Origin of the sequence: Marinobacter sp. W-8, assembly GCF_044342215.1 — a bacterium.
Taxonomy (GTDB): Bacteria; Pseudomonadota; Gammaproteobacteria; order Pseudomonadales; family Oleiphilaceae; genus Marinobacter; species Marinobacter nauticus.
On the sequence record NZ_CP172297.1, the window covers coordinates 1,139,455 to 1,163,145 of the forward strand.

General features: G+C 59.1%; 22 protein-coding genes. 12 read left to right on the forward strand and 10 right to left on the reverse strand.

Annotation, left to right across the window (positions count from 1 at the left end; all coding sequences use genetic code 11):
* The first annotated feature begins 1 nt into the window (after position 1).
* On the forward strand, positions 2–940 hold the full coding sequence (locus ACF8YQ_RS05240; RefSeq protein WP_396622791.1) for a universal stress protein: 939 nt from the start codon (positions 2–4) through the stop codon (positions 938–940).
* 109 nt (positions 941–1,049) lie between these two features.
* Positions 1,050–2,501, forward strand: a complete 1,452-nt coding sequence (locus tag ACF8YQ_RS05245; RefSeq protein WP_396622792.1) for a phospholipase D family protein — start codon at positions 1,050–1,052, stop codon at positions 2,499–2,501.
* A 6-nt stretch (positions 2,502–2,507) separates the two neighbouring features.
* Here ACF8YQ_RS05245 and ACF8YQ_RS05250 read toward each other — a convergent pair whose 3' ends face one another.
* Genes ACF8YQ_RS05250 through ACF8YQ_RS05260 form a run of 3 tightly spaced genes read right to left on the reverse strand, consistent with a single transcriptional unit; the run spans position 2,508 to position 4,855 of the window.
* A complete protein-coding gene (locus ACF8YQ_RS05250; protein ID WP_396622793.1) occupies positions 2,508–3,698 on the reverse strand; it encodes an NAD(P)/FAD-dependent oxidoreductase in 1,191 nt (396 codons plus the stop codon).
* 45 nt (positions 3,699–3,743) lie between these two features.
* Positions 3,744–4,553, reverse strand: a complete 810-nt coding sequence (locus ACF8YQ_RS05255; RefSeq protein WP_396622794.1) for a PhzF family phenazine biosynthesis protein — start codon at positions 4,551–4,553, stop codon at positions 3,744–3,746.
* Positions 4,550–4,855 (reverse strand): hypothetical protein, encoded by a 306-nt coding sequence (locus ACF8YQ_RS05260; protein WP_396622795.1) that lies wholly within the window; start codon positions 4,853–4,855, stop codon positions 4,550–4,552. Before ACF8YQ_RS05260 ends, ACF8YQ_RS05255 begins: the two co-directional genes overlap by 4 nt.
* Positions 4,856–5,061: 206 nt before the next feature.
* On the opposite strand from ACF8YQ_RS05260, the gene ACF8YQ_RS05265 reads away from it, so the two are divergent.
* Positions 5,062–6,477 carry a PLP-dependent aminotransferase family protein gene (locus ACF8YQ_RS05265; protein ID WP_396622796.1) on the forward strand — a complete coding sequence of 472 codons (1,416 nt, stop codon included), beginning with the start codon at positions 5,062–5,064 and terminating at the stop codon, positions 6,475–6,477.
* Here ACF8YQ_RS05265 and ACF8YQ_RS05270 read toward each other — a convergent pair.
* Together ACF8YQ_RS05270 and ACF8YQ_RS05275 are read right to left on the reverse strand one after the other, a co-directional pair.
* A complete protein-coding gene (locus ACF8YQ_RS05270; protein ID WP_023010768.1) occupies positions 6,465–7,115 on the reverse strand; it encodes a response regulator transcription factor in 651 nt (216 codons plus the stop codon). The two genes, ACF8YQ_RS05265 and ACF8YQ_RS05270, sit on opposite strands and share 13 nt — an antisense overlap.
* On the reverse strand, positions 7,115–8,626 hold the full coding sequence (locus ACF8YQ_RS05275; protein ID WP_396622797.1) for a PAS domain S-box protein: 1,512 nt from the start codon (positions 8,624–8,626) through the stop codon (positions 7,115–7,117). Before ACF8YQ_RS05275 ends, ACF8YQ_RS05270 begins: the two co-directional genes overlap by 1 nt.
* Before the next feature lie 148 nt (positions 8,627–8,774).
* Between ACF8YQ_RS05275 and ACF8YQ_RS05280 the strand changes: the two genes are divergently transcribed.
* The 5 genes from ACF8YQ_RS05280 to ACF8YQ_RS05300 all read left to right on the forward strand — a co-directional run bounded on the left by ACF8YQ_RS05280 (position 8,775) and on the right by ACF8YQ_RS05300 (position 15,165).
* Positions 8,775–10,403, forward strand: coding sequence for an acyl-CoA synthetase (locus ACF8YQ_RS05280; protein WP_396622798.1), 1,629 nt, complete (start codon positions 8,775–8,777; stop codon positions 10,401–10,403).
* Positions 10,404–10,496: 93 nt separating this feature from the next.
* Entirely contained in the window at positions 10,497–11,873 is a 1,377-nt protein-coding gene (locus tag ACF8YQ_RS05285; RefSeq protein ID WP_396622799.1) for a solute carrier family 23 protein, read from the forward strand.
* A gap of 241 nt (positions 11,874–12,114) precedes the next feature.
* Positions 12,115–12,933: a metal-dependent hydrolase gene (locus tag ACF8YQ_RS05290; protein WP_396622800.1), complete on the forward strand. Its 819-nt coding sequence runs from the start codon at positions 12,115–12,117 to the stop codon at positions 12,931–12,933.
* Positions 12,934–13,050: 117 nt separating this feature from the next.
* On the forward strand, positions 13,051–14,001 hold the full coding sequence (locus ACF8YQ_RS05295) for a DegV family protein (RefSeq protein WP_396622801.1): 951 nt from the start codon (positions 13,051–13,053) through the stop codon (positions 13,999–14,001).
* Positions 14,002–14,130: 129 nt separating this feature from the next.
* Positions 14,131–15,165 (forward strand): hypothetical protein, encoded by a 1,035-nt coding sequence (locus tag ACF8YQ_RS05300; RefSeq protein WP_396622802.1) that lies wholly within the window; start codon positions 14,131–14,133, stop codon positions 15,163–15,165.
* Between the two features lie 72 nt (positions 15,166–15,237).
* Here the strand turns inward: ACF8YQ_RS05300 and fdxA are convergent, their stop codons facing one another.
* The 4 genes from fdxA to ACF8YQ_RS05320 form a co-directional block, all read right to left on the reverse strand.
* Entirely contained in the window at positions 15,238–15,561 is a 324-nt protein-coding gene (gene fdxA, locus ACF8YQ_RS05305; RefSeq protein ID WP_011785560.1) for a ferredoxin FdxA, read from the reverse strand.
* A gap of 163 nt (positions 15,562–15,724) precedes the next feature.
* On the reverse strand, positions 15,725–18,349 hold the full coding sequence (mutS, locus tag ACF8YQ_RS05310) for a DNA mismatch repair protein MutS (RefSeq protein WP_396622803.1): 2,625 nt from the start codon (positions 18,347–18,349) through the stop codon (positions 15,725–15,727).
* A gap of 111 nt (positions 18,350–18,460) precedes the next feature.
* Positions 18,461–19,084 carry a TIGR04282 family arsenosugar biosynthesis glycosyltransferase gene (locus tag ACF8YQ_RS05315; RefSeq protein ID WP_396622804.1) on the reverse strand — a complete coding sequence of 208 codons (624 nt, stop codon included), beginning with the start codon at positions 19,082–19,084 and terminating at the stop codon, positions 18,461–18,463.
* Positions 19,081–19,785, reverse strand: coding sequence for a TIGR04283 family arsenosugar biosynthesis glycosyltransferase (locus tag ACF8YQ_RS05320; protein WP_014420965.1), 705 nt, complete (start codon positions 19,783–19,785; stop codon positions 19,081–19,083). Before ACF8YQ_RS05320 ends, ACF8YQ_RS05315 begins: the two co-directional genes overlap by 4 nt.
* A 73-nt stretch (positions 19,786–19,858) precedes the next feature.
* Here ACF8YQ_RS05320 and ACF8YQ_RS05325 point away from each other — a divergent pair, with 73 nt between their 5' ends.
* The 4 genes from ACF8YQ_RS05325 to ACF8YQ_RS05340 all read left to right on the forward strand — a co-directional run bounded on the left by ACF8YQ_RS05325 (position 19,859) and on the right by ACF8YQ_RS05340 (position 23,194).
* Positions 19,859–20,959, forward strand: a complete 1,101-nt coding sequence (locus ACF8YQ_RS05325) for an FAD-dependent oxidoreductase (protein ID WP_014420966.1) — start codon at positions 19,859–19,861, stop codon at positions 20,957–20,959.
* Between the two features lie 37 nt (positions 20,960–20,996).
* Positions 20,997–21,497, forward strand: a complete 501-nt coding sequence (locus ACF8YQ_RS05330; RefSeq protein WP_396622805.1) for a CinA family protein — start codon at positions 20,997–20,999, stop codon at positions 21,495–21,497.
* 157 nt (positions 21,498–21,654) lie between these two features.
* Complete coding sequence (gene recA / locus ACF8YQ_RS05335; protein ID WP_011785554.1) at positions 21,655–22,698, forward strand: recombinase RecA; 1,044 nt, start codon at positions 21,655–21,657, stop codon at positions 22,696–22,698.
* A 34-nt stretch (positions 22,699–22,732) separates the two neighbouring features.
* Positions 22,733–23,194, forward strand: a complete 462-nt coding sequence (locus ACF8YQ_RS05340) for a flavodoxin family protein (RefSeq protein WP_014420968.1) — start codon at positions 22,733–22,735, stop codon at positions 23,192–23,194.
* Here ACF8YQ_RS05340 and ACF8YQ_RS05345 read toward each other — a convergent pair whose 3' ends face one another.
* A complete protein-coding gene (locus ACF8YQ_RS05345; protein ID WP_031210250.1) occupies positions 23,195–23,572 on the reverse strand; it encodes a PilZ domain-containing protein in 378 nt (125 codons plus the stop codon).
* Between the last annotated feature and the right edge of the window lie 119 nt (positions 23,573–23,691).

Here is a 23,691-nt window from a genome sequence, read left to right on the forward strand (position 1 = left end):
TATGACTCAGACCAAAGAAAACTCTGACATTCGCAGCAATAATAACAGCCAGAATCAGGCGCAAGGCGAGGCAGCTATGACGGCAGACAAGTTGAGAATTGTGGCGTGTATTGACGGCTCCAGAGCCGCCCCTGCAGTGTGCGATTTCGCCGCCTGGGCCAGCCGCCACATGGACACGCCGCTGATGCTGCTGCATGTTCTGGATGAAGAACGGTATCCGGCCGAGCCGGATCTGGCTGGCAGCATCGGCCTTGGCAGCCGCGAGCATTTGCTGGATGAGCTGGCGGAGCTGGACCGTAAGCGTTCCAAGCTTGCCCTGGAACACGGCCACCACATGCTGGACGAAGCAGAGGCCAGGGTAAAAGCCGCGGGTATTGGCGAGACGGTCAAGCGCCAGCGCCATGACAACCTGGCCGAGGCCCTGACCGCGCTGGAAAAAGAAACCCGGCTATTTGTGATGGGGTTGCACGGTGAAAGCAGTTCCGATCGCGATGTGCACATCGGTAGCCAGCTTGAGACCGTGATCCGTAGTGTGCATCGGCCGATTCTGCTGGTGCCGGATGAATACCGCGAGCCGAAAAGTGCCATGGTGGCCTTTGATGGTTCCGCGACGGCCTTCAAGGGCATTGACATGATTGCGGCCAGCCCGGTGTTACGGGGTATGCCCCTGCACCTGGTCATGGTTGGAGCCGACACGGCCGATCGTTGGGAGCAGATGAAAAAGGCGGAAAAAATGCTGGAAGGCCTCGGCATGGAGATCACCCTGGCTATCCGGGCCGGCGATGTGGAGCCCACGCTGCATGCCTATCAGGAAGAGCACGGCATCGACATTCTGGTGATGGGCGCTTACGGCCACTCGCGAATCCGCCAGTTTCTGGTGGGCAGTACGACAACCACCATGCTGAAAACCGCGCACAAACCGCTGGTTATTCTCAGATAAGGAACAACCATTGCTCACAGGCAGCCGGGGAGGGAAACCGATGATCAGAGGGTTATTGACCCTGATATCCCTGGTCGTTCTTGCTGGCTGTGCAGGAGGAATCAAGCCCATGGAACACGGGCCGGCAATACCGGTTGTTTCGGAGCCAGACGCTTTTCTGCAGTCGCAGAGCCAGGAGCGGGTCGGCGCCGGGCTGCCGGCGGTGAAGCTGCTGAACACAGGCCAGGATGCCTTTCTGGCCCGGGCTGCTCTGATCGAGACCGCCAACCAGCGCATCGACGCCCAGTATTACATCTGGAACGATGATGACAGTGGGCGTTACCTGGCCAGCCGTCTGGTTGCGGCCGCTGATCGCGGGGTGGTGATTCGCCTGCTGCTGGATGACATTAATGTTGCTGGCAAGGAATCCCTGTTCGCCCTGCTGGATGCCCATGCCAATATCCGTGTGCGTATATTCAATCCATCCCGGTCCCGGGATGGATTCGGTCGCTGGCTCTCGTTTATCACTGACTTTGATCGCATCAACCGGCGCATGCACAACAAAACCTTTGTGGTGGATGGTCTTGTGGGTATTGCCGGGGGCAGGAACATCGGGGATGAGTACTTCGATCAGCATCCGACACTGAACTTCCGGGACCGCGATGTTCTGGTGCTGGGGCCGTTGGCTGAGGACATGACCGCCAATTTTGAGGCCTACTGGGACAGTCCCTGGACCTTGCCGCTGGTAGAGCTTTATCCCAAGCCTGAACAGGCACAACCGAAGCTCAGCGTCCTGATTGAATCTGCCGCCTCGCGGCATTACCAGATCGAGCCCCCAGGAAACCGGCAAACGGCAAGAACCTATCTGGAGACCTTGTTTGCCAACACCGTTTCCGCACCCGCCGAACTGGTGTTTGATCCGCCTCCCGAAGACCCGGATGCCCCCGCAGAGGCTCCCCAGCGAACCGCGCAAACCCTGTATGACCTGGTGGACGGTGCCCGGTCCGAGATTCTTATTGAATCGGCGTATCTGATCCTGACTGACCATCAGCTCAGTGCCATGAGCGACATTGGCAGAGGTCGTTTACAGGTTGCCGCCCTGACCAATTCGCTGGCCACCAATGATCTAGTTACCAACCACTCCGGATACGCACGGTGGCGCCGGGCGATGTTGGAGCAGGGTATTGAGCTACACGAATTACGACCGGATGCCCCTGCATGCCAACGTTGGGTGGCCGCCAGTGCAGCCTGTGAAGGCGGTGAGGTAAGCCTTCATTCCAAAGCGGTGGTGTTTGATCGGGAAACCCTGTTTATCGGTTCCTTTAACGTGAATCTGCGTTCCATCTATCTCAATGGCGAGACGGTGCTGGTGATCAAAAGTCAGGAGCTCGCCGGTGCCGTGGCGGACGATATCCGTTACGCCATGGAGCCCCGGAACAGCTGGCGGGTTGAACTGAACGGCCAGGATGAACTGGTATGGCGGTCAGAGGGGCAGGAGGTGCAGCACGAGCCGGAGGTGGGTTTCTGGCGCCGGGCCATGTCGCGGATGCTGTCGTGGCTGCCTATCGAGAAGTACCTGTAGCGGGGCTCAGGCCTCGTTGCCGGCAGCCACACCGGACGCCCAGGCCCACTGGAAATTGTGACCACCCAGGTGCCCGGTCACGTCCACCACTTCGCCAATAAAGAACAGATTTGGCCGGTCCAGAACCGCCATGGTTTTGGAAGAGAGTTGGCGTGTATCAACTCCGCCCAAGGTCACTTCTGCGGTTCGATAACCCTCGGTGCCGGCAGGTTTCACCGTCCAGTTGCCCAGAGTTTCGGCAATCTGCTCGATGTCCTGATTGCTGCAGCCTTGAAGTGGGCCCTGCCAGCCCTGAAGTTCATTAAATGCCTGGGCAAAACGTTTGGGCAGATGCTGGTTGAGATACTGCGCCAGAGTGGATTGCGGCTTTTGCCTGCGAAGTGCCAGCAGGTCCTCCTGAATACGCAGGCCGGGCAACAGGTTGATGTGCACCTCATCCCCCGGCCGCCAGTAGCTGGACACCTGCAACATGGCCGGGCCACTCAGCCCCCGGTGCGTCACCAGCATGGGCTCGCGGAAATGCTGGTTGTGGCAGTGGGCACCCACAGGGCAACTGACGCCCGAGAGTGGTGCCAGTTGCTGTTTCAGCTCCGGTTGCAGGGTAAAGGGCACCAGCCCGGCCCGGGTCTGCAGAATGTTCAACCCGAATTTTCTGGCAAGCTCATAACCGAATCCGGTCGCGCCCATGGTGGGAATGGACAGGCCGCCGCAGGCAACCACAAGAGATTCGCAGCTCAGCACGCCGCTGCCAGTCACAACCTGATAGCCACCGTTCGCTTCCCGTACTTTCTGAATCTGGGTCTTCAGTCGGATCTCCGCGCCCGCCCATTCACATTCGGTCAGCAGAACATTGAGGACGTCTTTGGCGCTGTCCCGGCAGAACAACTGACCGGGCGCTTTCTCCTCGTACTCGACGCCGTGTCGATCCACCAGTTCGAGGAAATCCTGGGGAGTGTACCGCTTCAACGCTGAGATACAGTAATGGGGATTGTCCGAGAGGAAGTTGGCGGGTGTGCTGTTCAGGTTGGTGAAATTGCAGCGCCCGCCGCCGGACATCAGGATCTTCTTGCCCGGTTTGTTGGCATGGTCCAGTACCAGCACACGCCGGCCCCGGTAGCCGGCGGTTGCCGCACACATCAGCCCTGCTGCGCCGGCGCCGATGATGATTACGTCATACGCTGAGGATGAACCTGCCATGATACTACCCGCCGTTGGTGAAGAACGCCGGGCAGTATACCAGCCTCACGGCAGGTGAACGGAGCCTTCCATGTAGAAGGCTGCCTGGCCAGAAATGGCCACCCGCTCGCCCCGGAGCTCGCAGCGCAGTTCGCCGCCGCGGGCAGAAACCTGGCGCGCCCTGAGTTCGGTTTTACCAAGCTTCTCAGCCCAGTAGGGCACCAACACACTGTGGATGGAGCCGGTCACAGGGTCTTCGTCGATACCGGCGCCGGGAGCAAAATAGCGGCTGACAAAATCACAGTCCGTTCCCGGGGCGGTCACAATCAGGCCCTGGTTGCCCAGCTCGGCCAGCTTGCGGTTATCCGGGTTTGCGTTCCGTACCTCGTCTTCGGAACCCAGCACCACCATGTAATTGGTGTCGTTAGGCACGAAGAAAGACTCGGCCGGCGCCCCGGGCAAAGCCTCCAGAATCAGCGCCGGCGTTGGCCTGTACTCGAAGGGCAGGTTCGGGAAATCCAGCTCCAGCCAGCCTTCTGCCCGGCGGGTAACGGCCAATGGACCACTTTTGGAGTGAAAGTGCACGGTGTCGGCCGGCCAGCTCAGCCGGTTGAACACCACCCACGCCGAGGCCAGTGTGGCATGGCCACATAACGGTACTTCCACCGCAGGGGTGAACCAGCGGATGTGAAAATCCGCCCGGTCAGACTCTGGCAACGGCACCAGGAACGCAGTCTCCGACAGGTTATTCTCCAGCGCTATTGCCTGCATCCGCTCGTCTGGCAGCCATTGGTCCAGCGGCATAACGGCCGCCGGATTACCGCCGAACAGGGTGTTGGTAAAGGCATCGACCTGATAAATCGGTGTGGTGTTCATAGGTTCTCCCTGCTGAGGTTGGTCAGATAATGTCTGGCTGGCGAACGGGCGAAGCGCTGTAATTCCTGCTCACTGTAGCAGTGGACTTCCGGCAGCGGGCGGTTGCCGGTGAGAATCCAGTGGTTGTGGCCGGCCGGGACTACCTGGATGCCCTCCCGGGCCAGGCCTTGTATGGTTTTGAGGTGAAGACCGCTGCCTTTAGTAGCGTCTGCACCGGCAAGGTTGAACAGATCCTTCTGACTGGCTCTGGATCTTTCCGGTTGCTGATCAAAACGCTCGTGGGTTTTCTGTACCTGTGCCATGGTGAAACTCCTTCTTCAGTGGATGGCTTTATTGTTCGCTTATCCGTGTCGCCATAACAGATTCAGTTAACCATGCATTGAATCGGTACAGATGACCTATAATCTAAACTGTGCTGGCCGAAAAGTAGCCAATCTGTACTGCCTGAATTGGCGCCGGATCTGCTGCAATAGATTTTGACTGGCCCACTGCAAACAGGGAGATGACCATGGGCGTACTTTATAACCAGGTGGCAGATCAGCTGCAGGGGCTGATCCGGGATGGCGTTTACCGGGAGGGTGAGCGTTTGCCCGGGGTTCGGGTGCTCAGCCGTCAGTTTGGTGTCAGCATTTCCACAGTGCTTCAGGCCCACCAGACGCTGGAAGCCCGTGGTTATCTGCAGGCCAGGGAGCGCAGTGGCTATTTCGTAAGGTTGCCTGCCAGGGACGTGCCGGAACCCAGAATGTCGGAACAACGCAGCCAACCGCTGCCGGTGTCTGCCCGGGAAATGACACTGGGTCTGTGCGCGGATGAGCAAAAGCGCATGGTGCCGTTGGCAACAGCCATACCACACCCGGATTACCTGCCGCTGCGGCAGATCCAGCAGAGCACCCTGTGGGCTGCCCGGCGGGGCCTGGAAACCCTGGACTACGCCTTCCCTGGCAAGGAATCCTTTCGCCGGCAGATTGCCCAACGCATGGCGAGCCTCGGCGTGCCGATCTCGCCAGACGATGTGCTCGCCACCAACGGTGCCCAGGAAGCCATCATTCTGGCCCTGCGGGCTGTGACCCAGCCCGGTGACATTGTGGCGGTGGAGTCGCCTTCCTTTCCGGGTATCTTGCAGGCGCTGGAGGTGGTGGGGCTCCGGGTGATTGAGATTCCGACCCATCCGTCTGATGGCATCAGTCTGGAGGGCCTGCAGCTGGCCCTGGAGCAGTGGCCTCTGAAAGCCTGTGTGGTGGTGCCGAACCACAGTAATCCCATGGGTGCCCGGATGACGGACGAGCGCAAACAGCAGCTGGTAGCCATGATGGCGGCTGCCAATGTGCCGTTGATTGAAGACGATATCTATGGCGACCTTTACCACACCGGTGAACGACCGCGGCCGGCCAAGGCCTTTGATCGCGCAGACAACGTGATCTACTGCAGTTCTTTTTCCAAAACCATTTCACCGGGCCTGAGACTGGGCTGGATGATCCCCGGCCGACACATGGCCAGTGCCCGCCAGCACAAATATTTCGTGAATCTGGCAACCTCGTCCATTCCACAGCTGGCGGTGGCGCATTTTCTGGAGCAGGGCGGTTACGACCGATATTTGCGCGGTGCCCGGCAACACTTCCGGGAGGCGACCGAACGGCTGCGTTCGTCCGTGGCCCGGTCGTTCCCGGAGGGCACGGCGGTCAGCCGGCCACAGGGTGGGTTTGTGCTCTGGGTGCAGCTGCCGGACGGTGTGTCCGGTACTGACGTGTATCGGCGCGCCCGGGCTGAAAACATCAACGTGGCACCGGGGCTGATGTTCTCAACCACCAACAAGTTCGAGAACTGCCTGCGACTGAATGGTGGCAATCCCTGGACAGACCGGCTGGAGACCGCGGTGATACGACTTGGTTCCCTGGCCCACGAAGTCCAGCGTCAGTCCGGCTGAGCGGGCTGCCTGAGTTCGAGCGGGTTCAACAGACCCGCGGCAATGGCCAGGCCAGTCACGTCTGGCAGGCGCTCGGCACCAAGGCGCTTCATCACCCGGGCCCGGTACAGGTCGATGGTCTTGACGCTGACATCCAGCTGCTCGGCAATTTCCTTGCTGGTGTAACCCTGGGCCAGGGGCAGGAATACATCCTTCTCCCGGCGGGTCATACTGGCAATCAATGCTTCGGTTCCGGCAGCAGGCGTTGCGTTTGGTGCGGGATCGTCGGCGTCCTGAAGGGCCTGTTGCACGCTGTCCAGCAACAATTGTTCGTTGAATGGTTTTTCGATGAAGTCAAAAGCCCCGGACTTGAAGGCCCGTACCACAATGGGCACGTCGGCGTGGCCGGACACAAAGATGATCGGCACGTCCAGGCCTCGTTTCTGCAACTCTTCCTGTACGTTCAATCCCCCCAGCCCCGGCATACGGATATCGAGAACCACGCAGCCAGGCCGCTGGTCCTCCACCGCATCCAGAAACTGGCGGCCATCGCTGTAGGCTTTCACTTTCAGTCCCACTGACTCCAGCAGCCACTGGGTGGATTCAAGCATGCCGGCGTCGTCGTCGACCACGTAGACCGTGTTGTGCGTGTCTGGCATCAGGGTTTTTCTCCTGGCGGATGTGCGAAATCTGCGCTGCGATTTGGGGCGAGCCGGTGCTGGTTGGGCGGGAACCGGCAGATCAATGACAGCCCGCCGGTTTCGGCGGGTATGGCGTCGAGAAAGCCGCCAAAACCTTCGATAATGGAACGGCTCATGGAAAGCCCGAGCCCCAGGCCTTTGGGTTTGCTGGTGAAAAACGGCTGGAACATCTGGCGTATGCCTTCGTCATCCAGGCCCGTACCCTCGTCGGTGACCTGGATCAGGGTTTCGCGCTGATCGTTGATGCAGGTGGTCACCACGATATGGGACAGTCGACCGGTTTCGCCGCGGGCTTCGACATTGGCTTCTATGCCGTTACGGACCAGGTTGATCAACACCTGCTCCAGCAGAACCGGGTCTGCGGTAATCACAGGAGAATCGGCCGCCAGATACTCCTGCAACCGGACCCCGTTTTTTTCCGCTTCCCACTGGCACAGCTTTACCACGTCGCTGATGACGGCGTTGAGCGAGACCGGTGCCATGCGCTTCTGGCCCTTGCGCAGGAAAGCTCGCAGCCGTTTGATGACCTCCGAGGCCCGGTTGGCGTGATGCACGATCTTCTGCAGACCGTCGTCCACTTTCAGCAGACGGTCCGGATGCTTGTCGGCTTCCTTGAGAAAACGCTGGCTGGCGCTGGCGAAATTGACGATGGAGGCCAGCGGCTGGTTCATCTCATGAGCAATGCTCGAGGCGAGCTCGCCCAGGGTGGCCAGGCGGGCGGTGTGGGCCAGCTCGTCTGCCAGGCGGCGGTTCTGCTCTTCCGATTCTACCCGGGCCGTAATATCACGGGAGACACTGATCACTTCAACTACGGCACCGGTGTATGTCTCGCGGATGGCCCGGCTGGCAATTTCGAACCAGCGGCGGCTGCCGTCCCGGTGATGGAGTTCCAGAGTGAGGGTGGCGTAGCCGTCTTCCCGCAGGCGGTGGCGGGTTTGTGCCAGCTCTTCGGCCAGATTCTCCCCCTGGAAAACGTCTTCCAGGGCTTTGCCGCGCAGCTCTTCGGGCCAGTATCCCAGAAGCCGCCAGGAGGCGGGCGTGGCGTCGATAAAACGGCCATCCGGGGCATGGCGGGAGATCAGGTCGGTGGTGTTTTCAGTGATCAGGCGGTAAAGCCGGTTGGAGCGGACCGCCTGCTCCTGATCCAGAATGTCGTTGGTGGCATCGCGCCCGCGCACCAGAACCTGCGTGCCCTCTGGCAAGGGAATAAAGCTCCACAGAACGATTCGATCACTGAACCGTGACTCCACATCCTCAATGGCCCGGCCCTGGCTGATGGCCGCCTGCACCAGCGCCGGAGTGTTTACCGGCAACAAAGTATCCGGTGAAGGTGCTTTACTGGAAGTGAGCAACTCACGGGTGGCACGGTTGCAGTCGGATACCGTTGCGTCGGCTGCCAGAATCAGCGTGGGTTGCGGGTCGCTGTCCAGCAGGAGACTGATTTGTCGAGGATTGTTGGGATTTGTCATATATTATAGAAGTATTCCCATAATACCATGGTAGAGTTTCTAGTAGTTTTGCTGTGGTCTACCATTTTCGGCAATGCTGAGTATAGCTGATTTAGCGATTCTTCTGAATACGCCATAAGAACAACATTCGAGTTAGAGGACCACGCCAATGACGTCGATTTTTGACCAGGGCCTAGAGCCCCGGGACGCGAACTACGCTGTTCAATCCCCCATAGATTTTATCGAGCGCACGGCCAGTGTGTATCCGGATTACCCGGCCATCATTCACGGTGCTATCCGCCGCACCTGGGCTGAAACCTACGACCGCTGTCTGCGCCTGGCATCTGCCCTGAAAGGCCGTGGAATCGGCCGGGGCGACACCGTTGCCGTGATGCTGCCGAACATTCCGGCCATGGTGGAGTGCCATTTCGGCATTCCTATGATCGGTGCCGTGCTCAATACCCTGAACGTTCGCCTGGATGCCGAAGCCATCGCCTTCATGCTGGAGCATGGCGAAGCCAAGGTGGTGATTGCTGACCGGGAGTTCGGTCAGGTGATCAAGGATGCGGTGCGCCATCTGGAGCACAAGCCACTGGTGATTGACGTGGACGACCCGGAGTATGGTGAGGGCGTTCAGGTCAGCGATCTGGATTACGAGGCCTTCCTGCAGGAAGGGGACCCGCAGTTCCAGTGGAGTTTCCCGGATAATGAGTGGGATGCCATTTCCCTGAACTACACTTCCGGCACCACCGGTAATCCCAAAGGCGTGGTGTACCACCACCGCGGTGCCTACATCAACGCGCTGGGCAACCAGGCGGTGTGGTCCATGGACATGCACCCGGTGTACCTGTGGACGCTGCCGATGTTCCACTGCAATGGCTGGTGTTTCCCCTGGACCATTACCGCCATGGCCGGTACCCACGTGTGCCTGCGCCGGGTAGACCCGGAGAAGATTCTGCAGCTGATTCGTGACCATCAGGTTACCCACATGTGTGGTGCCCCGATCGTCCTCAATGCCTTGCTGAATGCCTCCCCGGAAGCCAAGGCGGGCATCGACCACGAAGTGAAATCCATGACTGCCGGCGCTGCGCCCCCCGCCCAGGTGATTGGTTCCATCGAAGAAATGGGCATCAAGGTTACCCACGTGTATGGCCTGACCGAAGTCTATGGCCCGGTCACTGTGTGTGCCTGGAAATCCGAGTGGGACGAGCTGCCCCTGCATGATCGCGCCAAGATCAAAGCCCGCCAGGGTGTGCGTTACCACACGCTGGGCGGCACCATGGTGGCGGATCCCAACACCATGCAGCCAGTCCCCAAGGATGGTAAAACCATCGGTGAGATCTTCCTGCGCGGTAACACCGTGATGAAGGGCTACCTGAAAAACCCGACCGCCACGGAAGAGGCGTTCCGTGGTGGCTGGTTCCACACTGGCGACCTGGCGGTGTGGCACGAAGACGGCTACATGGAAATCAAGGATCGCCTGAAGGACATCATCATCTCCGGTGGCGAGAACATCTCAACCATCGAGGTGGAAGATACCCTCTATCGTTATCCGGCCGTACTGGAAGCGGCGGTGGTTGCCCGGCCTGATGAGAAGTGGGGCGAAACCCCCTGTGCCTTCATCACCCTGAAGCCGGAAGCCGGGGATGTGTCTGAAGACGACATCATCAACTTCTGCCGCGAGCACCTGGCCCGCTTCAAGGTGCCCAAGACCGTGGTCTTCACGGAGCTGCCGAAAACCTCAACCGGCAAGATCCAGAAGTTCGTACTGAGGGACCAGGCCAAAGACCTAAACTGAATCCTTTAACGGCTGCGCCTGCCGGCGCAGCCATACCTCTCCACAAAAACAACACTGGCTGGCGCCTGAAACACGGTGTCTGGAGGTTTCTTTATGCAAATGTTCCACAGAAAAAACGGTGAAGAGCAGCCGTATTGGCCTGCTGGTCCCTTCAAAGTTCGTCTTCCGTTTGTACATTACCGCTGGGAATTCGCGGAGATGGTGCAGGCGTTGATCATGTTTGTGGTCAGTCTGGCCATGATTCCGCTGCTGGAAAAATATCTCGGTGTTCCCTACGACGTGGCCCTTGCTTACGTGGTGATCTGCGGTATCGGCTTTATGCTGCCAGCCTTGCTGGGTGTGCCTCTGGTGCCCGGCTGGATTACCCCGGGTATTCCGGTGGTGCTGCTGTTCCTTTCCGATTATGAACCCGGTCCTGAGGCCATCCAGGCGCTGTTTGCATTGCAGTTCCTGGTGTTCCTGATCTTCCTGATTCTGGGCGTGACCCGTCTGGGCAGCAAACTGGTTAACTGGATTCCGCGCTCCATGAAGGGCGGTATCATTATCGGTGCCGGTATTGCGGCATTGATGGGTGAAATCGAGGCCGGCGGCCGCCTGGCCAACACGCCGATCTCCCTGATCGTGGGTGGTCTGGTGTGTCTGTATCTGATGTTCTCGGTCTCGTTCAAAGGCTTTGTCGACAAGAACGTGCTGGCCCGCAAGATTGCCAACTACGGCATGGTGCCGGGCATGGTGGTGGCCATTCTGGTGGGCTTTGCCACCGGCGAATACGATGTGCCAAACGTGGAGTGGGGGATCACCAAGCCAGCGTTCGACCAGCTGTGGAACTACCTGCCGTTTAGCGTTGGTTTCCCGGATCTGAATGTATTCCTGTATGCGATTCCGACCGCAGTCATTGCCTACGTCATTGCCTTCGGTGACATCGTGGTGGGTCAGTCCCTGATGAACCGTGTCGACCACCTGCGCAAAGACGAAGACATCGACAACAGCGTGGACCGCGTGCACCTGGTGACCGCTATCCGTAATGGCGGCCACGCATTCTTCGCGCCTTACCCTGGCCTGGCTGGTCCGATCTGGACGGCGGTGACCGCCACCATGGCCGAGCGCTACAAGTATGGCCGTAATGCCATGGACTCCATCTACAGCGGTGGTGGCACCTTCTGGATTACCGGCTTTATCGCGCTGTTTGTACTGCCGCTGGTGAGCTTCTTCCAGCCGGTGCTGCCGATTGCCCTGTCGCTGACACTGCTGCTGACCGGCTACATCTGTCTGATGGTGGGCCTGGAGCAGCTGGAGAACAACACCGAGCGCGGTATTGCCGGCACCATGGGCGTGGTACTGGCCGTGTACGGTGCAGGCTGGGGTCTGGCCACCGGTGCGGTGTTGTACTTCCTGATTGAGCGCACCCACATTCTCGGCTTTACCCCAGATCCGGAAGCACCGGGCGTGGAGCCGGTCAACGAGCACTGAACCTGATGCCGCCGTGTTCGGCGGTGGCATCTACCCACTGTGTGTCCTTGGGAGGCCTGAGCGCCTCCCTTTTTTGTTTCTGTCCGGGGTTCTGACAAGTTGTCATATTGTGACAAAGCGTCTTTTTTTCGTGAGGTATGCCTTCCGGTTTGCGGTTACCTGGGGGTAAACTGATCCAGTTGGTTAAAAACTATCCGCAGTCAAACTCCCGATAACAACAAACAGACCACAGGAGGCTGCCATGACGATCAGCTCCACGCCCGATGGTGTCACGGTCAAACCCCGGCACCTGCGGTTCGATGTTCGTACCGAACTGAGAACGCTCTGGCATGGTAACGATGCCTTTCGAACGGCCTTTTTCAATGCCTTGTCCTTGCAGTTTCCGGATGGCGAACAGCAGTTTATCAATGCGGTTCGACTCTACCGGGATCAGATTACCGATCCCAAGCTGAGAGAGGAGATCAAGGGCTTTATCGGCCAGGAGGCTCTGCATAGCCGCGAGCACAAGGAATACAACGAGGCTCTGAAAGCCCGGGGCTACGATATTGATTCCCTGGACGAACGGTTCCGCAAACATATGGAGTGGGTCGGGCGCCTGCCGCCGAGTCGCCAACTGGCCGGAACCTGTGGCGCAGAGCACTACACGGCCGTTCTGGCCAACGCCATTCTCAGTCATCCGGAGTGGATGGAAGGGGCGACTCCGACCATGAAGAGGCTCTGGCGCTGGCATGCCATTGAGGAAACCGAACACAAGTCGGTGGCCTTCGACGTATACCGTGCCTGTATCGGCAATGACAAGCTTCGCCGGATCGTGTTCCTGTTCGTGACCTGGAATTTCTTCCGCTACACCTTCCTTAATACCTGCAGCCTCCTGAAAACCGACGGCAAGCTCTGGAGCCTGAGAACCTGGTTGGGCGGTCTGAATTTCCTGTGGGGCAAGCCGGGGGTTCTGCGCAAGTGCCTGCCGGATTTTCTGGCCTATTTCCGGCGGGATTTTCATCCGTGGCAGCAGGACAATCGCGGTTTGCTGGAAGCCAATCTGAGGGAACTGGAAGCCTGATCCGGTTCCCGGGTTGCTGAAATTTTCATCAGCCTGTGTAACACTGGGGCGCTGCAAAATAATCATAAGAAAGGGCGTACCCGCCAGAGGACGCGCCCGAACCCGGAGACATTCAGCATGCGAGTTGGTCTGATCGTTGATAGCGCCTGTGATCTACCCTATGAATTCGCCCGCAAACACGACCTGTTTGTGCTGCCCGTCACGGCCATAATTGATGGCCAGACCTACATCGATAACCACGATCCTGTCCGTACCCAGGAGTTCTATCAGAGCGGCCTGCTCGATAAGGGGCACCAGGCGGAAACGGAGGCGTTCAGCGCCGAGCAGATTCATGATCTTTTCATGGAAAAAATTGTCACCGAATTTGATGTGGCTATCTGCGAAACTGTTACCCGCAGCCGGAGCCTGATTTACCAGAACGCATCTGAAGCCATGAACTCTGTGATGGCGCATTATGAAGAGGCGCGCAAGGCTGCAGGCCGGGATGGCAAATTTTCCATGCGGGTGATCGACAGCAAACAGATATTTGCCGGCCAGGGGCTGCTGGCGGCTCACACGCTGAAGCTGATTGGGCAGAAAGTATCGAAGAATGCGCTTCGCCATGAAGTGGAAACCTTCACCGACAAAATCTACACCTGTGTCATTCCCAGGGATCTGCATTACATCCGTGAACGCGCCCGGCGCCGAGGTGACAAAAGCGTGTCTGCGGTAGCGGCTTTCCTGGGTAAGGCGCTGAACATCATCCCGGTGATTTTCGGGCAGGGTGTGGAAGGCAAACCGGTTGCCAAGACCCGTAACTTCGACATGGCTGTGGAGAAGGTGATGAATTACGCGGTCGCCCGGGTGGAAGCGGGTTTGCTGACGCCGTATGTCAGCCTTTCCTGTGGCCTGAGCTGGACCAAGATCGAGGATCTGCCGGGCCTGAATCGCCTTCGGGACGCGTGTGAGCAGAACGGCGTTGAGCTGTTGTTGTCCCAGATGGGTATTACCAGTGCCATTTATGTGGGGCCGGGCAGTATCTGCCTGGCTTTGGCCGCCGAGCCTCACGAGTTCAGTGATTTTCAGTAAATCGAACGGGCCGGTCGCCAGACTGGCCCTGTATCACGCCTGATGGTGTAGTTCGGGCAAACCCGCCATACGCCGGAACGTGTTAGCCTCTTTGCCAGACAAGAAAACCTGGCAAAGGAAAACAGGCTTATGACCGAGACCACCTCATCCCTGGCGGACCAATTACTTGAAGCCCACGTTCGGCACGAGCTGAATGCCCTGAAAGGCGCCAAACTGAAAAAGTTCCTGCATCAGGAAGTGGACGAACTGCTGGAGTATGCCAATAGCGTGACCCTGGAGCGTGTGGTTAGTGCCGAGCAGATTATGGGCCTGATCCGGCGGGTGGTGGTGAGCATGGAGCTGGATGCCGGCATTCCGGAGCTGGCAGCGGACCTGGCAACCGAAGTGTTGAAGGCCCCGGTTCAGAGCCAGACCAGACTGGGCGATATTCTGTCCCGTGAGCAGGCCAGTGCGTTTGTTGAGGAAGCCCTGGAGTTGCGCCATCAGCGGGAACGGGTGATCAGTGAGATTATGGCTCACCCGGTTTATCAGGAGCTGGTGTCGAATGTGGTCTATCACGGGCTGGTGAACTACCTCTACGAGGATAATCTGATTACCCGCTCAGTACCCGGGGTGGGCTCGATGATGAAGTTCGGCAAGAAAATGGCTAACAAGGCGGTGCCGGGGCTGGATGAGACCTTTGAACGCCGCATCAAGGCCTGGCTTTCGGACAGCCTGCCGAGCCTGATTGCCCGAAGTGAGCAGTTCCTCCACAAGGCTTTGAGTGATGACGAACTGCGTGACACAGTCATGGCGGCCTGGGTGTCTCTCGAAGACCGAACCATCGAGGATCTGCAGGACGGACTGGGTGATGTTCAGCTGCAGGAATTTGTGGTGCTGGGCTATGACTTCTGGCTGCATTTCCGCCAGACCCCGTATTTTGAGGGCTGCGTTCAGGCAGTAGTGGAGGGGTTGTATGCCCGTTATGGTAACCAACCGGTGATGAACCTGCTCGCGGATATCGGCGTCACGCGGGAAGTGATTGTCACGGAACTTGAAGCGGTGGGCTTGCCGCTGGTGGATCTGCTCCGGCAGGAGGGCTATCTGGAAGCGCTGTTGCGGCGCAGGCTGGAACCGTTCTATCGTTCGGCAGCGACGAAAAAGCTGCTGGCGGCCGCTGGCTGAAACGCATCAGGGCCAATCAAAAAAGGCCGGAGGTGATGCCTCCGGCCTTTTTCGTTTGCGCGCGGCCTGGCCTCAGCGCTCCAGGTACTTGAGTTTGTCGGGCTTACCGTCCCACTCTTCGGCATCTGGCAGCGGGTCTTTCTTTTCAGTGATGTTGGGCCACTTGCCGGCCAGCTCTGCGTTGATTTCAACAAAGGCTTCCTGGCCTGCCGGCAGCTCGTCTTCCGAGAAGATGGCCTCGGCCGGGCACTCTGGCTCGCACAGGGCGCAGTCAATGCACTCGTCCGGGTCGATGACCAGAAAGTTGGGGCCTTCGTAGAAGCAGTCCACGGGGCAGACTTCCACGCAGTCGGTGTATTTACACTTGATGCAGTTATCAGTAACGATAAACGCCATAGTCAGATCCCTGGTTCGTAGAAGATTCAGTCTCATCAGGAGCCTGTCAGTTACCCGGCCCCGTTTATAATTTGGAGCGATATTGTAGGGAGCCCCCCACACTGCCGCAAGCGTTGGCCTGCTATATCGTTATTACCCAGATCAAGTTTGGCGCAGAATGCTGTTATTTTGCCAGTAACTCCTTGAGTTCATAAAGCTGGTTCAGGGCGTCTCTAGGGGTAATGCCGTCCAGATCGAGCTTCTCCAGAGCCTGTTCCACTACACTCGGCTCGGCCACGGCAAACATGTCGCCCTGGTACACTGGATCCACACTGGCGGTCTTAGCCGCAGATGGCGTAGCCGGTTCCGGCTCATTAACGCTCACGGGCGCCGGCGACGGGTTGCTGCCTGCTTCCAGGCCTTCCAGATGCGCCAGCTGGGTTTTGGCGTTGCGGATCACATCCTGGGGTACACCGGCCAGTTTTGCCACCTGCAGCCCGTAACTCTGGCTTGCCGGGCCATCGTGCACATTGTGCAGAAACACGATGGAGTCGTCGTGCTCGGTGGCGGTCAGGTGCACGTTAACCGCATGTTCGAGGTCATCGGCCAACTGGGTCAGCTCGAAGTAGTGGGTGGCGAACAGGGTGTAACACCGGATGTACTTTGCCAGGTGCTCGGCCGTGGCCCAGGCCAGCGAAAGGCCATCGAAGGTGCTGGTGCCGCGGCCCACTTCATCCATCAACACCAGGCTGTGTTCGGTGGCATTGTGCAGGATATTGGCGGTTTCAGTCATTTCCACCATGAAGGTGGAGCGGCCACCGGCTATGTCATCCGAGGAGCCCATGCGAGTGAATATCCTGTCCACCGGGCCAAGCACGGCGCGGTTGGCAGGCACGAAGCTACCGGTGTAAGCCAGCAGGGCAATCAGGGCGGCCTGGCGCATGTAGGTGGACTTACCGCCCATGTTCGGGCCGGTGATCACCAGCATGCGGCGTCTGGTATCCATCAACAGGTTGTTGGGCACAAACGGCTCGTCGAGCAGCTGCTCCACCACCGGGTGCCGACCTTCCTCCACATCAAATCCTGGCTGGTCGGTAAATTCCGGCGCGGTGAAGCGCAGGGAAGTGGCTCGTTCGGCGAAGTTGCTCAGCACGTCAAGTTCGGCCAGGGCCTGGGCGGCGTCCTGTAGCGGGGCCAGCTGTTCGGCCACGGTTTCGAGGACATCGTCGTACAGGCCTTTTTCCCGGGCCAGGGCACGGCTTTTGGCGCTCAGTGCCTTGTCCTCAAACTCTTTCAGTTCCGGGGTGATGAAGCGTTCGGCGTTTTTCAGGGTCTGGCGGCGGATATAGTCCACCGGCGCCTGGTCAGACTGCGCCCGGCTGATTTCGATGTAATAACCATGCACCCGGTTGTACCCCACTTTCAGGGTGGAAATGCCGGTGCGTTCACGCTCCCGGGTTTCCACATCCAGCAGGTACTGGCCGGCGTTTTCACTGATGTTGCGGAGTTCATCCAATTCTTCGTCGAAGCCTTCGGCAATTACACCGCCATCACGAATCACCACGGGCGGGTTGTCGATGATGGCGCGTTCCAGAAGGTCGGCCAGTTCCGGGTATTCACCGATGACGGTGGCCAGCTTCACGACATGGTGTGAGTTGACCGGTTTCAGTGCCTCCTGCAGTTCTGGCAGGGCATGAAAAGCGTCGCGCAGGCGCGCAAGGTCCCTGGGGCGGGCAGAACGCAGGGCAACCCGGGCCAGAATCCGTTCGATATCACCCACCCGTTTCAGCAGATCGTGCACCGGCTCATAGTGGAAACCGTCCAGCAGCGCAGATACTGCCTGCTGGCGCTGGCGCACGCGCTCAACATCCCGAAGTGGACGGTTCAGCCAGCGTCGGAGCTCCCGGGCTCCCATGGCGGTGGCGGTGCGGTCCATCACCCAGGCCAGGGTGTGTTGTTGGCCACCCATCAGGTTGGTGTCGATTTCCAGGTTCCGGCGGCTGGCGGCACCCAGTATCACGGCGTCTTCCCGGCGTTCGCGGGTCAGTTTTCGGATATGTGGCAGTGCCGTGCGCTGGGTCTCCTTGGCGTATTGCAGCAGGCAGCCGGCAGCGCAAACGGCCAGGGTCAGGTCTTCGCAGCCAAAGCCGGTGAGATCGCGTACCTGCAACTGCTGGGTGATCACCCGGAGGGCGGTGTCCGATTCAAACAGCCAGGGGCCCTGGCGGCGTACGCCGGTGAAACCCTCAAGGATGTCGGTATAGGGAAAATCCTCGCTGATCAGGATTTCAGCGGGTCGCAGGCGCTGAAGCTCACCCTGAAGGGCTTCAAGGCTCTCCAGTTCCGACACCGCGAACCGGCCGCTGGAAATATCCAGTGAGGCAAAACCGAACTGCTCTTTGTGATGGTAGATGGCTGCCAGCAGGTTATCGCGGCGGTCTTCCAGAAAGGCCTCGTCACTCAGTGTGCCCGGAGTGACAATCCGCACGACCTTGCGTTCCACCGGGCCCTTGCTGGTGGCTGGGTCACCAATCTGCTCGCAGATGGCGATCGATTGGCCCGCGCGAACCATGCGGGCAATGTAGCCTTCGGCCGAATGGAAGGGTACCCCTGCCATGGGAATCGGATTACCTCCGGACTGGCCCCGGGCGGTCAGGGTAATGTCCAGCAATTCTGCGGCTTTTTTAGCGTCGTCGTAAAACAGCTCGTAGAAGTCCCCCATGCGGTAGAACACCATCTCGTTCGGGTGTTCTCCCTTGATTTTCAGGTACTGCTGCATCATCGGGGTGTGCTTGGACAGGTCCGTCATAGTTCCTCAATTCTTCCGGGTAAACATCGGCAAGGTCGGTGGCACGCCGTTCGGGATACCAAAACCCGCGATGGTACCACGGTCCGGAGGTGTCGGCAGCCGGTCAGTCATTCAGGACATCATCAGCCCGGGATAGTCTGTCGCCAGCCATTGCAGGTCAGCTGGCTCGTCGACGTCGTGCAGGGTCTCGCTCTCTGCCAGGCGCCATCCCAGGGTCGCCAGACGCTGTCGGGTGATGGCGGCCACCTGTTCGGTGCTCCAGGGAATATCCGTGAAGAGGGTCGGGCTGAAACGCCGGAGCCCCAGCAGGGCATAGCCGCCGTCGGCGACCGGGCAAAGGCAAGCATCGTGGTTCTGGAGTTTGCCGGCCATTTGCCTCAGTCGGTTGGCGTCAAGATCCGGGCAGTCCGTTCCGATCAGGATCACCGGCAAACCGGCTGTCAGGGCGTTTCTGGCGGCTTCCGCCATGCGATGGCCCAGGTCACCGTCAGCCTGGGAAGACAGGATGGCTCGGTCACCAGGGTCCAACTGTTGCCAGTATTCTGCCGCAGGATCCGGGCTGACACAGAGCTTCACCGGGCCGATATTGGCGTCGAGGGCCTGCGCCAGAGTGTGCCGCAGCATGCGGTCTGCCAGCCGGGCGGCACCGGCCTCGCCCAACGCCGGGATCAGGCGGGTTTTTACCTTTCCGGGCCGGGGTTCTTTGGCGATAACAATAATACGTGTCTGATTCATCGGTAACGGGCTGCCAGTTGGTCTGCGGGAACGCCGCGCCAATAGGCCCAGCGCAACTGCCACATTAAAAAGATCGTCCGCCAGCCGCCGCGCTGGTCCCAGCGCCGGCCGGAGGTGACCACTCTGTCACTCAGACACACCGGGGGCGTGATGTGTTTCAGGCGTTTGCAGATTTCCACATCTTCCATCAGTGGTTGTTCCGGAAAGCCTCCGACCTGCTCGAACAGGGTTCGAGTCATAAACAGGGCCTGATCGCCCGTGGCGATGCCGGTCAGTCTTGAGCGCAGGTTCATCATGGCGCCAACGATCGGCAACAGGCGGGAGCGGCCGTCGATACGAACATCAAAACGGCCCCAGCTGGTTTCTGAGCGTGCCAGGTGAGTCATTACTTGCGTGTCCGCATGCTCCGGCAACCGGGTGTCCGAGTGCAGGAATATCAGGAAAGGCGATTGGCTGCTGCGTGCTCCAGCATTCATCTGGGTCGCGCGTCCGCGGGCAGAGCGAATCAGGGGAAACCCCCTCGCTTCAATGAGACTGTCCGATTTGTCGTCGCTGCCGCCATCCACCACAATGATTTCGGCGCCCCGCTGACGCCAGATTTCCAGGTGGCTCAGCAGTGATTCGATACCGTCGATCTCGTTGAGAACGGGGACGATGATCGCCATCCGGGGATCTTCTTCGCGTATTGGGTGTCGCAACATGGATTTTGGTGGCCTCCTGAGAGGAGCATATCAGAGCTCGGGGTGGTGAGCATGGCAGGCGGGAGATGAGGTTATGAAACGACTGGTTTTGCTGGGTGCCGGCCACGCTCACATGGTGGCGTTGCGTCAGTTCGCGCGCGAGCCGTTGCCGGAAACTGAGCTGGTGGTGGTGTCACCGTCCCGGTGGCAGTACTACTCCGGGATGATCCCGGGCTGGCTGGCCGGGCACTATCGCTTCGATCAGTGTCGTGTCCTGGTCGAGCCCACGGTGATCGCCGCCGGTGGCAGGCTGGTGCTCGATCGGGCTGTTGAATTGCGGGCAGCCGAGCAGGAGGTCGTGTTGGCAAGTGGTGAACGGGTGCCCTACGATCTGCTCTCTGTCGATGTTGGATCGGCCAGTGACAGTGCCGTGCTGAACGAGCCGGACAGCATGATCCTCGGTGTTAAGCCCGTCGAACGATTTGCTGAAGACTGGCCGGCAACCGAAAGATCCCTGCGCGCCAGAGCGCGCCCGCGCATTGTTGTTCTTGGTGGAGGCGCTGGAGGTGCGGAGATCGCTATGGCCCTGGCCCGGCGATCAGCGGACTGCGACCAGGCGGGCGTTGTTCTGGTGGCCGGCAGCAATGGTGTAGTGCCGGGCTTTCGTCCCCGCTTTCGCCGCCTGGTGCGGCGGGCGCTGATGCGCTGCGGTGTCGAGATTGTTGAGGAGTATGGCGAACCGGTGGTTGATGGGGTCCGGTTGGCTGGTGGGCGACGAATGCGGGCCGATGCGGTTCTGGTATCTACCGGTGGCAGGGCTCTGCCCTTTCTGGAAGCCAGCGGCCTGGCCGTAGACGAAGCCGGTTTTGTCAGGGTAGACGCCAGCCATCGCAGCACGTCTCACCACAATGTGTTTGTGGCCGGAGATGCCTGTAGCCGGGTTGACCAACGGCTGGACCGTTCCGGGGTACACGCGGTTCGTGCCGGGCCAATACTGGCCCGCAATCTTGCGGCTGCGATATCGGGTAAACCGTTGGTGCGTTTCTATCCGCGCAGGTTTTCGTTGTACCTGTTGGCGGCGGGAGACTGCACGGCGATTGGTAGTTATGGCCCCTTGACGTTTTCGGGGGCCTGGGTCTGGAAGTGGAAAGACCGCATTGATCGCGGATTTGTTGACAGTTTTCCCGGAGCCTGAGACTGGCGACGGGCATTATAGGAAACGGGAGAACCGTATGAATGTGACCGACGGACAATTGGCCAAGGCTGGTGACGCGCTGGCGGCGGCGCTTAAGCGCAGGCGGATGACCATCGCTACCGCTGAAAGCTGCACCGGTGGCTGGGTGGCCAAGGTGCTGACTGACCGAGCGGGTTCGTCCGCCTATGTTATGGCGGGTCTGGTGACCTACAGTAACGCCGCGAAGCAGGCCATCCTTGGCGTACAGGCTGATACTCTGGAGCAGTGCGGGGCGGTCAGTGAACCGGTGGTGCGACAGATGGTGACAGGTGCCATACGTGCCACAGGCGTGGATATCGCTGTCGCTGTCAGCGGTGTTGCCGGGCCGGGTGGGGGTAGTGCAGACAAGCCGGTTGGTACGGTCTGGTTTGCCTGGGGCAGCCGGGCTGACAACACCGAAGCCCGGGTAGCGCATTTCGATGGCGATCGGGATCAGGTGCGCCGGCAGTCGGTTTTGTATGTATTAGAAGGAGTTACCGGATTTGTCGAAACCCTGTGAGGATTTTCACCTTTCCGGGGGTTGGTCTCCTTCTGGCCATATGTTTTAATACTGTTCAAATATACAGGAAAACACTGGATGGCTATTCAGGTTTTCTCCGGATTCTGCCGCATTGGCCGACAAGGTTGAGCGGCCCTGGTAACGAGGGTTTGCAAGAATGGAAGATAACCGCAAGAAAGCACTCGGCGCAGCGTTGAGCCAGATCGAACGCCAGTTCGGTAAAGGTGCCGTAATGAAGATGGGCGACCAGCCCCGTGAGGCGATTCCTGCCGTATCCACCGGCTCTCTTGGGCTGGATGTTGCTCTGGGCATTGGTGGTCTTCCTTACGGCCGGATCGTTGAGATTTACGGCCCGGAGAGCTCCGGTAAAACCACGCTGACTTTGCAGGTTATCGCGGAAGCGCAAAAACAGGGTAAAACCTGTGCCTTTGTGGATGCCGAGCACGCACTGGACCCGGTTTATGCGGAAAAGCTGGGTGTTAACGTTGATGAGCTGCTGGTTTCCCAGCCGGATACCGGTGAGCAGGCGCTGGAAATCGCCGACATGCTCGTGCGCTCGAACGCGGTGGACGTGATCATTGTCGATTCGGTTGCGGCGCTGACCCCGAAAGCGGAAATTGAAGGCGAAATGGGCGACAGCCACGTGGGTCTTCAGGCTCGCCTGATGTCACAGGCACTGCGCAAGCTTACCGGTAATGTGAAGCACGCCAATTGTTTGATGGTGTTCATCAACCAGATCCGTATGAAGATTGGCGTTATGTTCGGTAGCCCCGAGACCACCACCGGTGGTAACGCCCTGAAATTCTACTCCTCTGTGCGCCTTGATATTCGCCGTATCGGTTCGGTGAAAGACGGCGACGAGGTGGTGGGCAACGAAACCCGCGTAAAAGTCGTCAAGAACAAGGTATCGCCGCCGTTCCGGCAGGCGGAGTTCCAGATCATGTACGGCAAGGGCATCTACCACATGGCGGAAGTGCTCGACATGGGCGTGAAAGAAGGCTTTGTGGACAAATCCGGCGCCTGGTACGCCTATAACGGCGACAAAATCGGCCAGGGCAAAGCAAACGCTTGTAAGTTCCTGGAAGAGAACCTGGATATCGCCAATGAAATCGAGGCTAAAGTGCGTGACAAGCTGATGCCCAAGCCGGTCAAGAAAGAGACGGCGGAGGCTCCTGCTGAAGCCAATGGCGAACTGCTGTAAATTCTAAAAAGAGAGAGAGATAGGGAGGCGAGACATGAAGCGACTGCTGATTGTGGCTCATGCCCCGTCTCCGAATACCCTGAGATTACGGAGCGCCATCGAAAATGGCGCTCGTAATCCGGACATCGAAGCGGTAGAGGTGGTGGTAAAGGCGCCTCTCGAAGCTGGCCCCGAAGACATCCTCGCATGCGACGCCATCATCCTGGGCACCACGGAAAACCTCGGCTACATGTCGGGCGCCCTGAAAGACTTTTTCGACCGCAGCTACTATCCCTGCCTGGAGAAAACCCAGGGCCTGCCTTTTGCCTTTTATATCCGTGCCGGCCATGATGGTACCGGGACCCGCCGAGCTATTGAGACCATAACCACAGGGCTGCGCTGGAAGCTGGTGCAGGATGCACTGGTATGCCGGGGTGAATTCCGGCCCGAGTTTGAAGAGCAGTGTTACGAGTTGGGTATGGCAGTGGCGGCCAGCCTTGACGCCGGCCTGATTTGATCAACTGGCGTAGCGGTTGTAGAAGCCTTCAATACGGGACAGTGCGTTGTCCATCGTTCGTGAGTAGGCATTTTTGTCCAGGCAATAGGCAAACTGCAGACTGACCCGATATCCCGCCTGGTAGGGCTGGCAGGCGATAACCCGGGCGCCGACCCGGGATTCACTGATGTACTTGCCTTCGATATCAAGGAACAGTCGCACACCAACATCCACCGGCCGAGGGCAGAGAACCGCCATACCATAACGGTTCATGTCCAGGCAGGTAACTGCCACAGGCTGCTTGCCGCGGCCGAAGAAACCGCGCTCACGCAGCTGTACTCTCAGGCAGGACGCCGGAAAACGATCCTTGATACGGCGATCTGCAGAATTATTCGTCATGTTTTCAGTCATCACGTGTCTTGTACTTGTTGTGGCCGGATTCCGTCCGGGAGATGAAGTGTAGTAATCGACGGCTTGCATGAAAAATGACCACGGCCGGATTTGTGACCAAGTTGGCA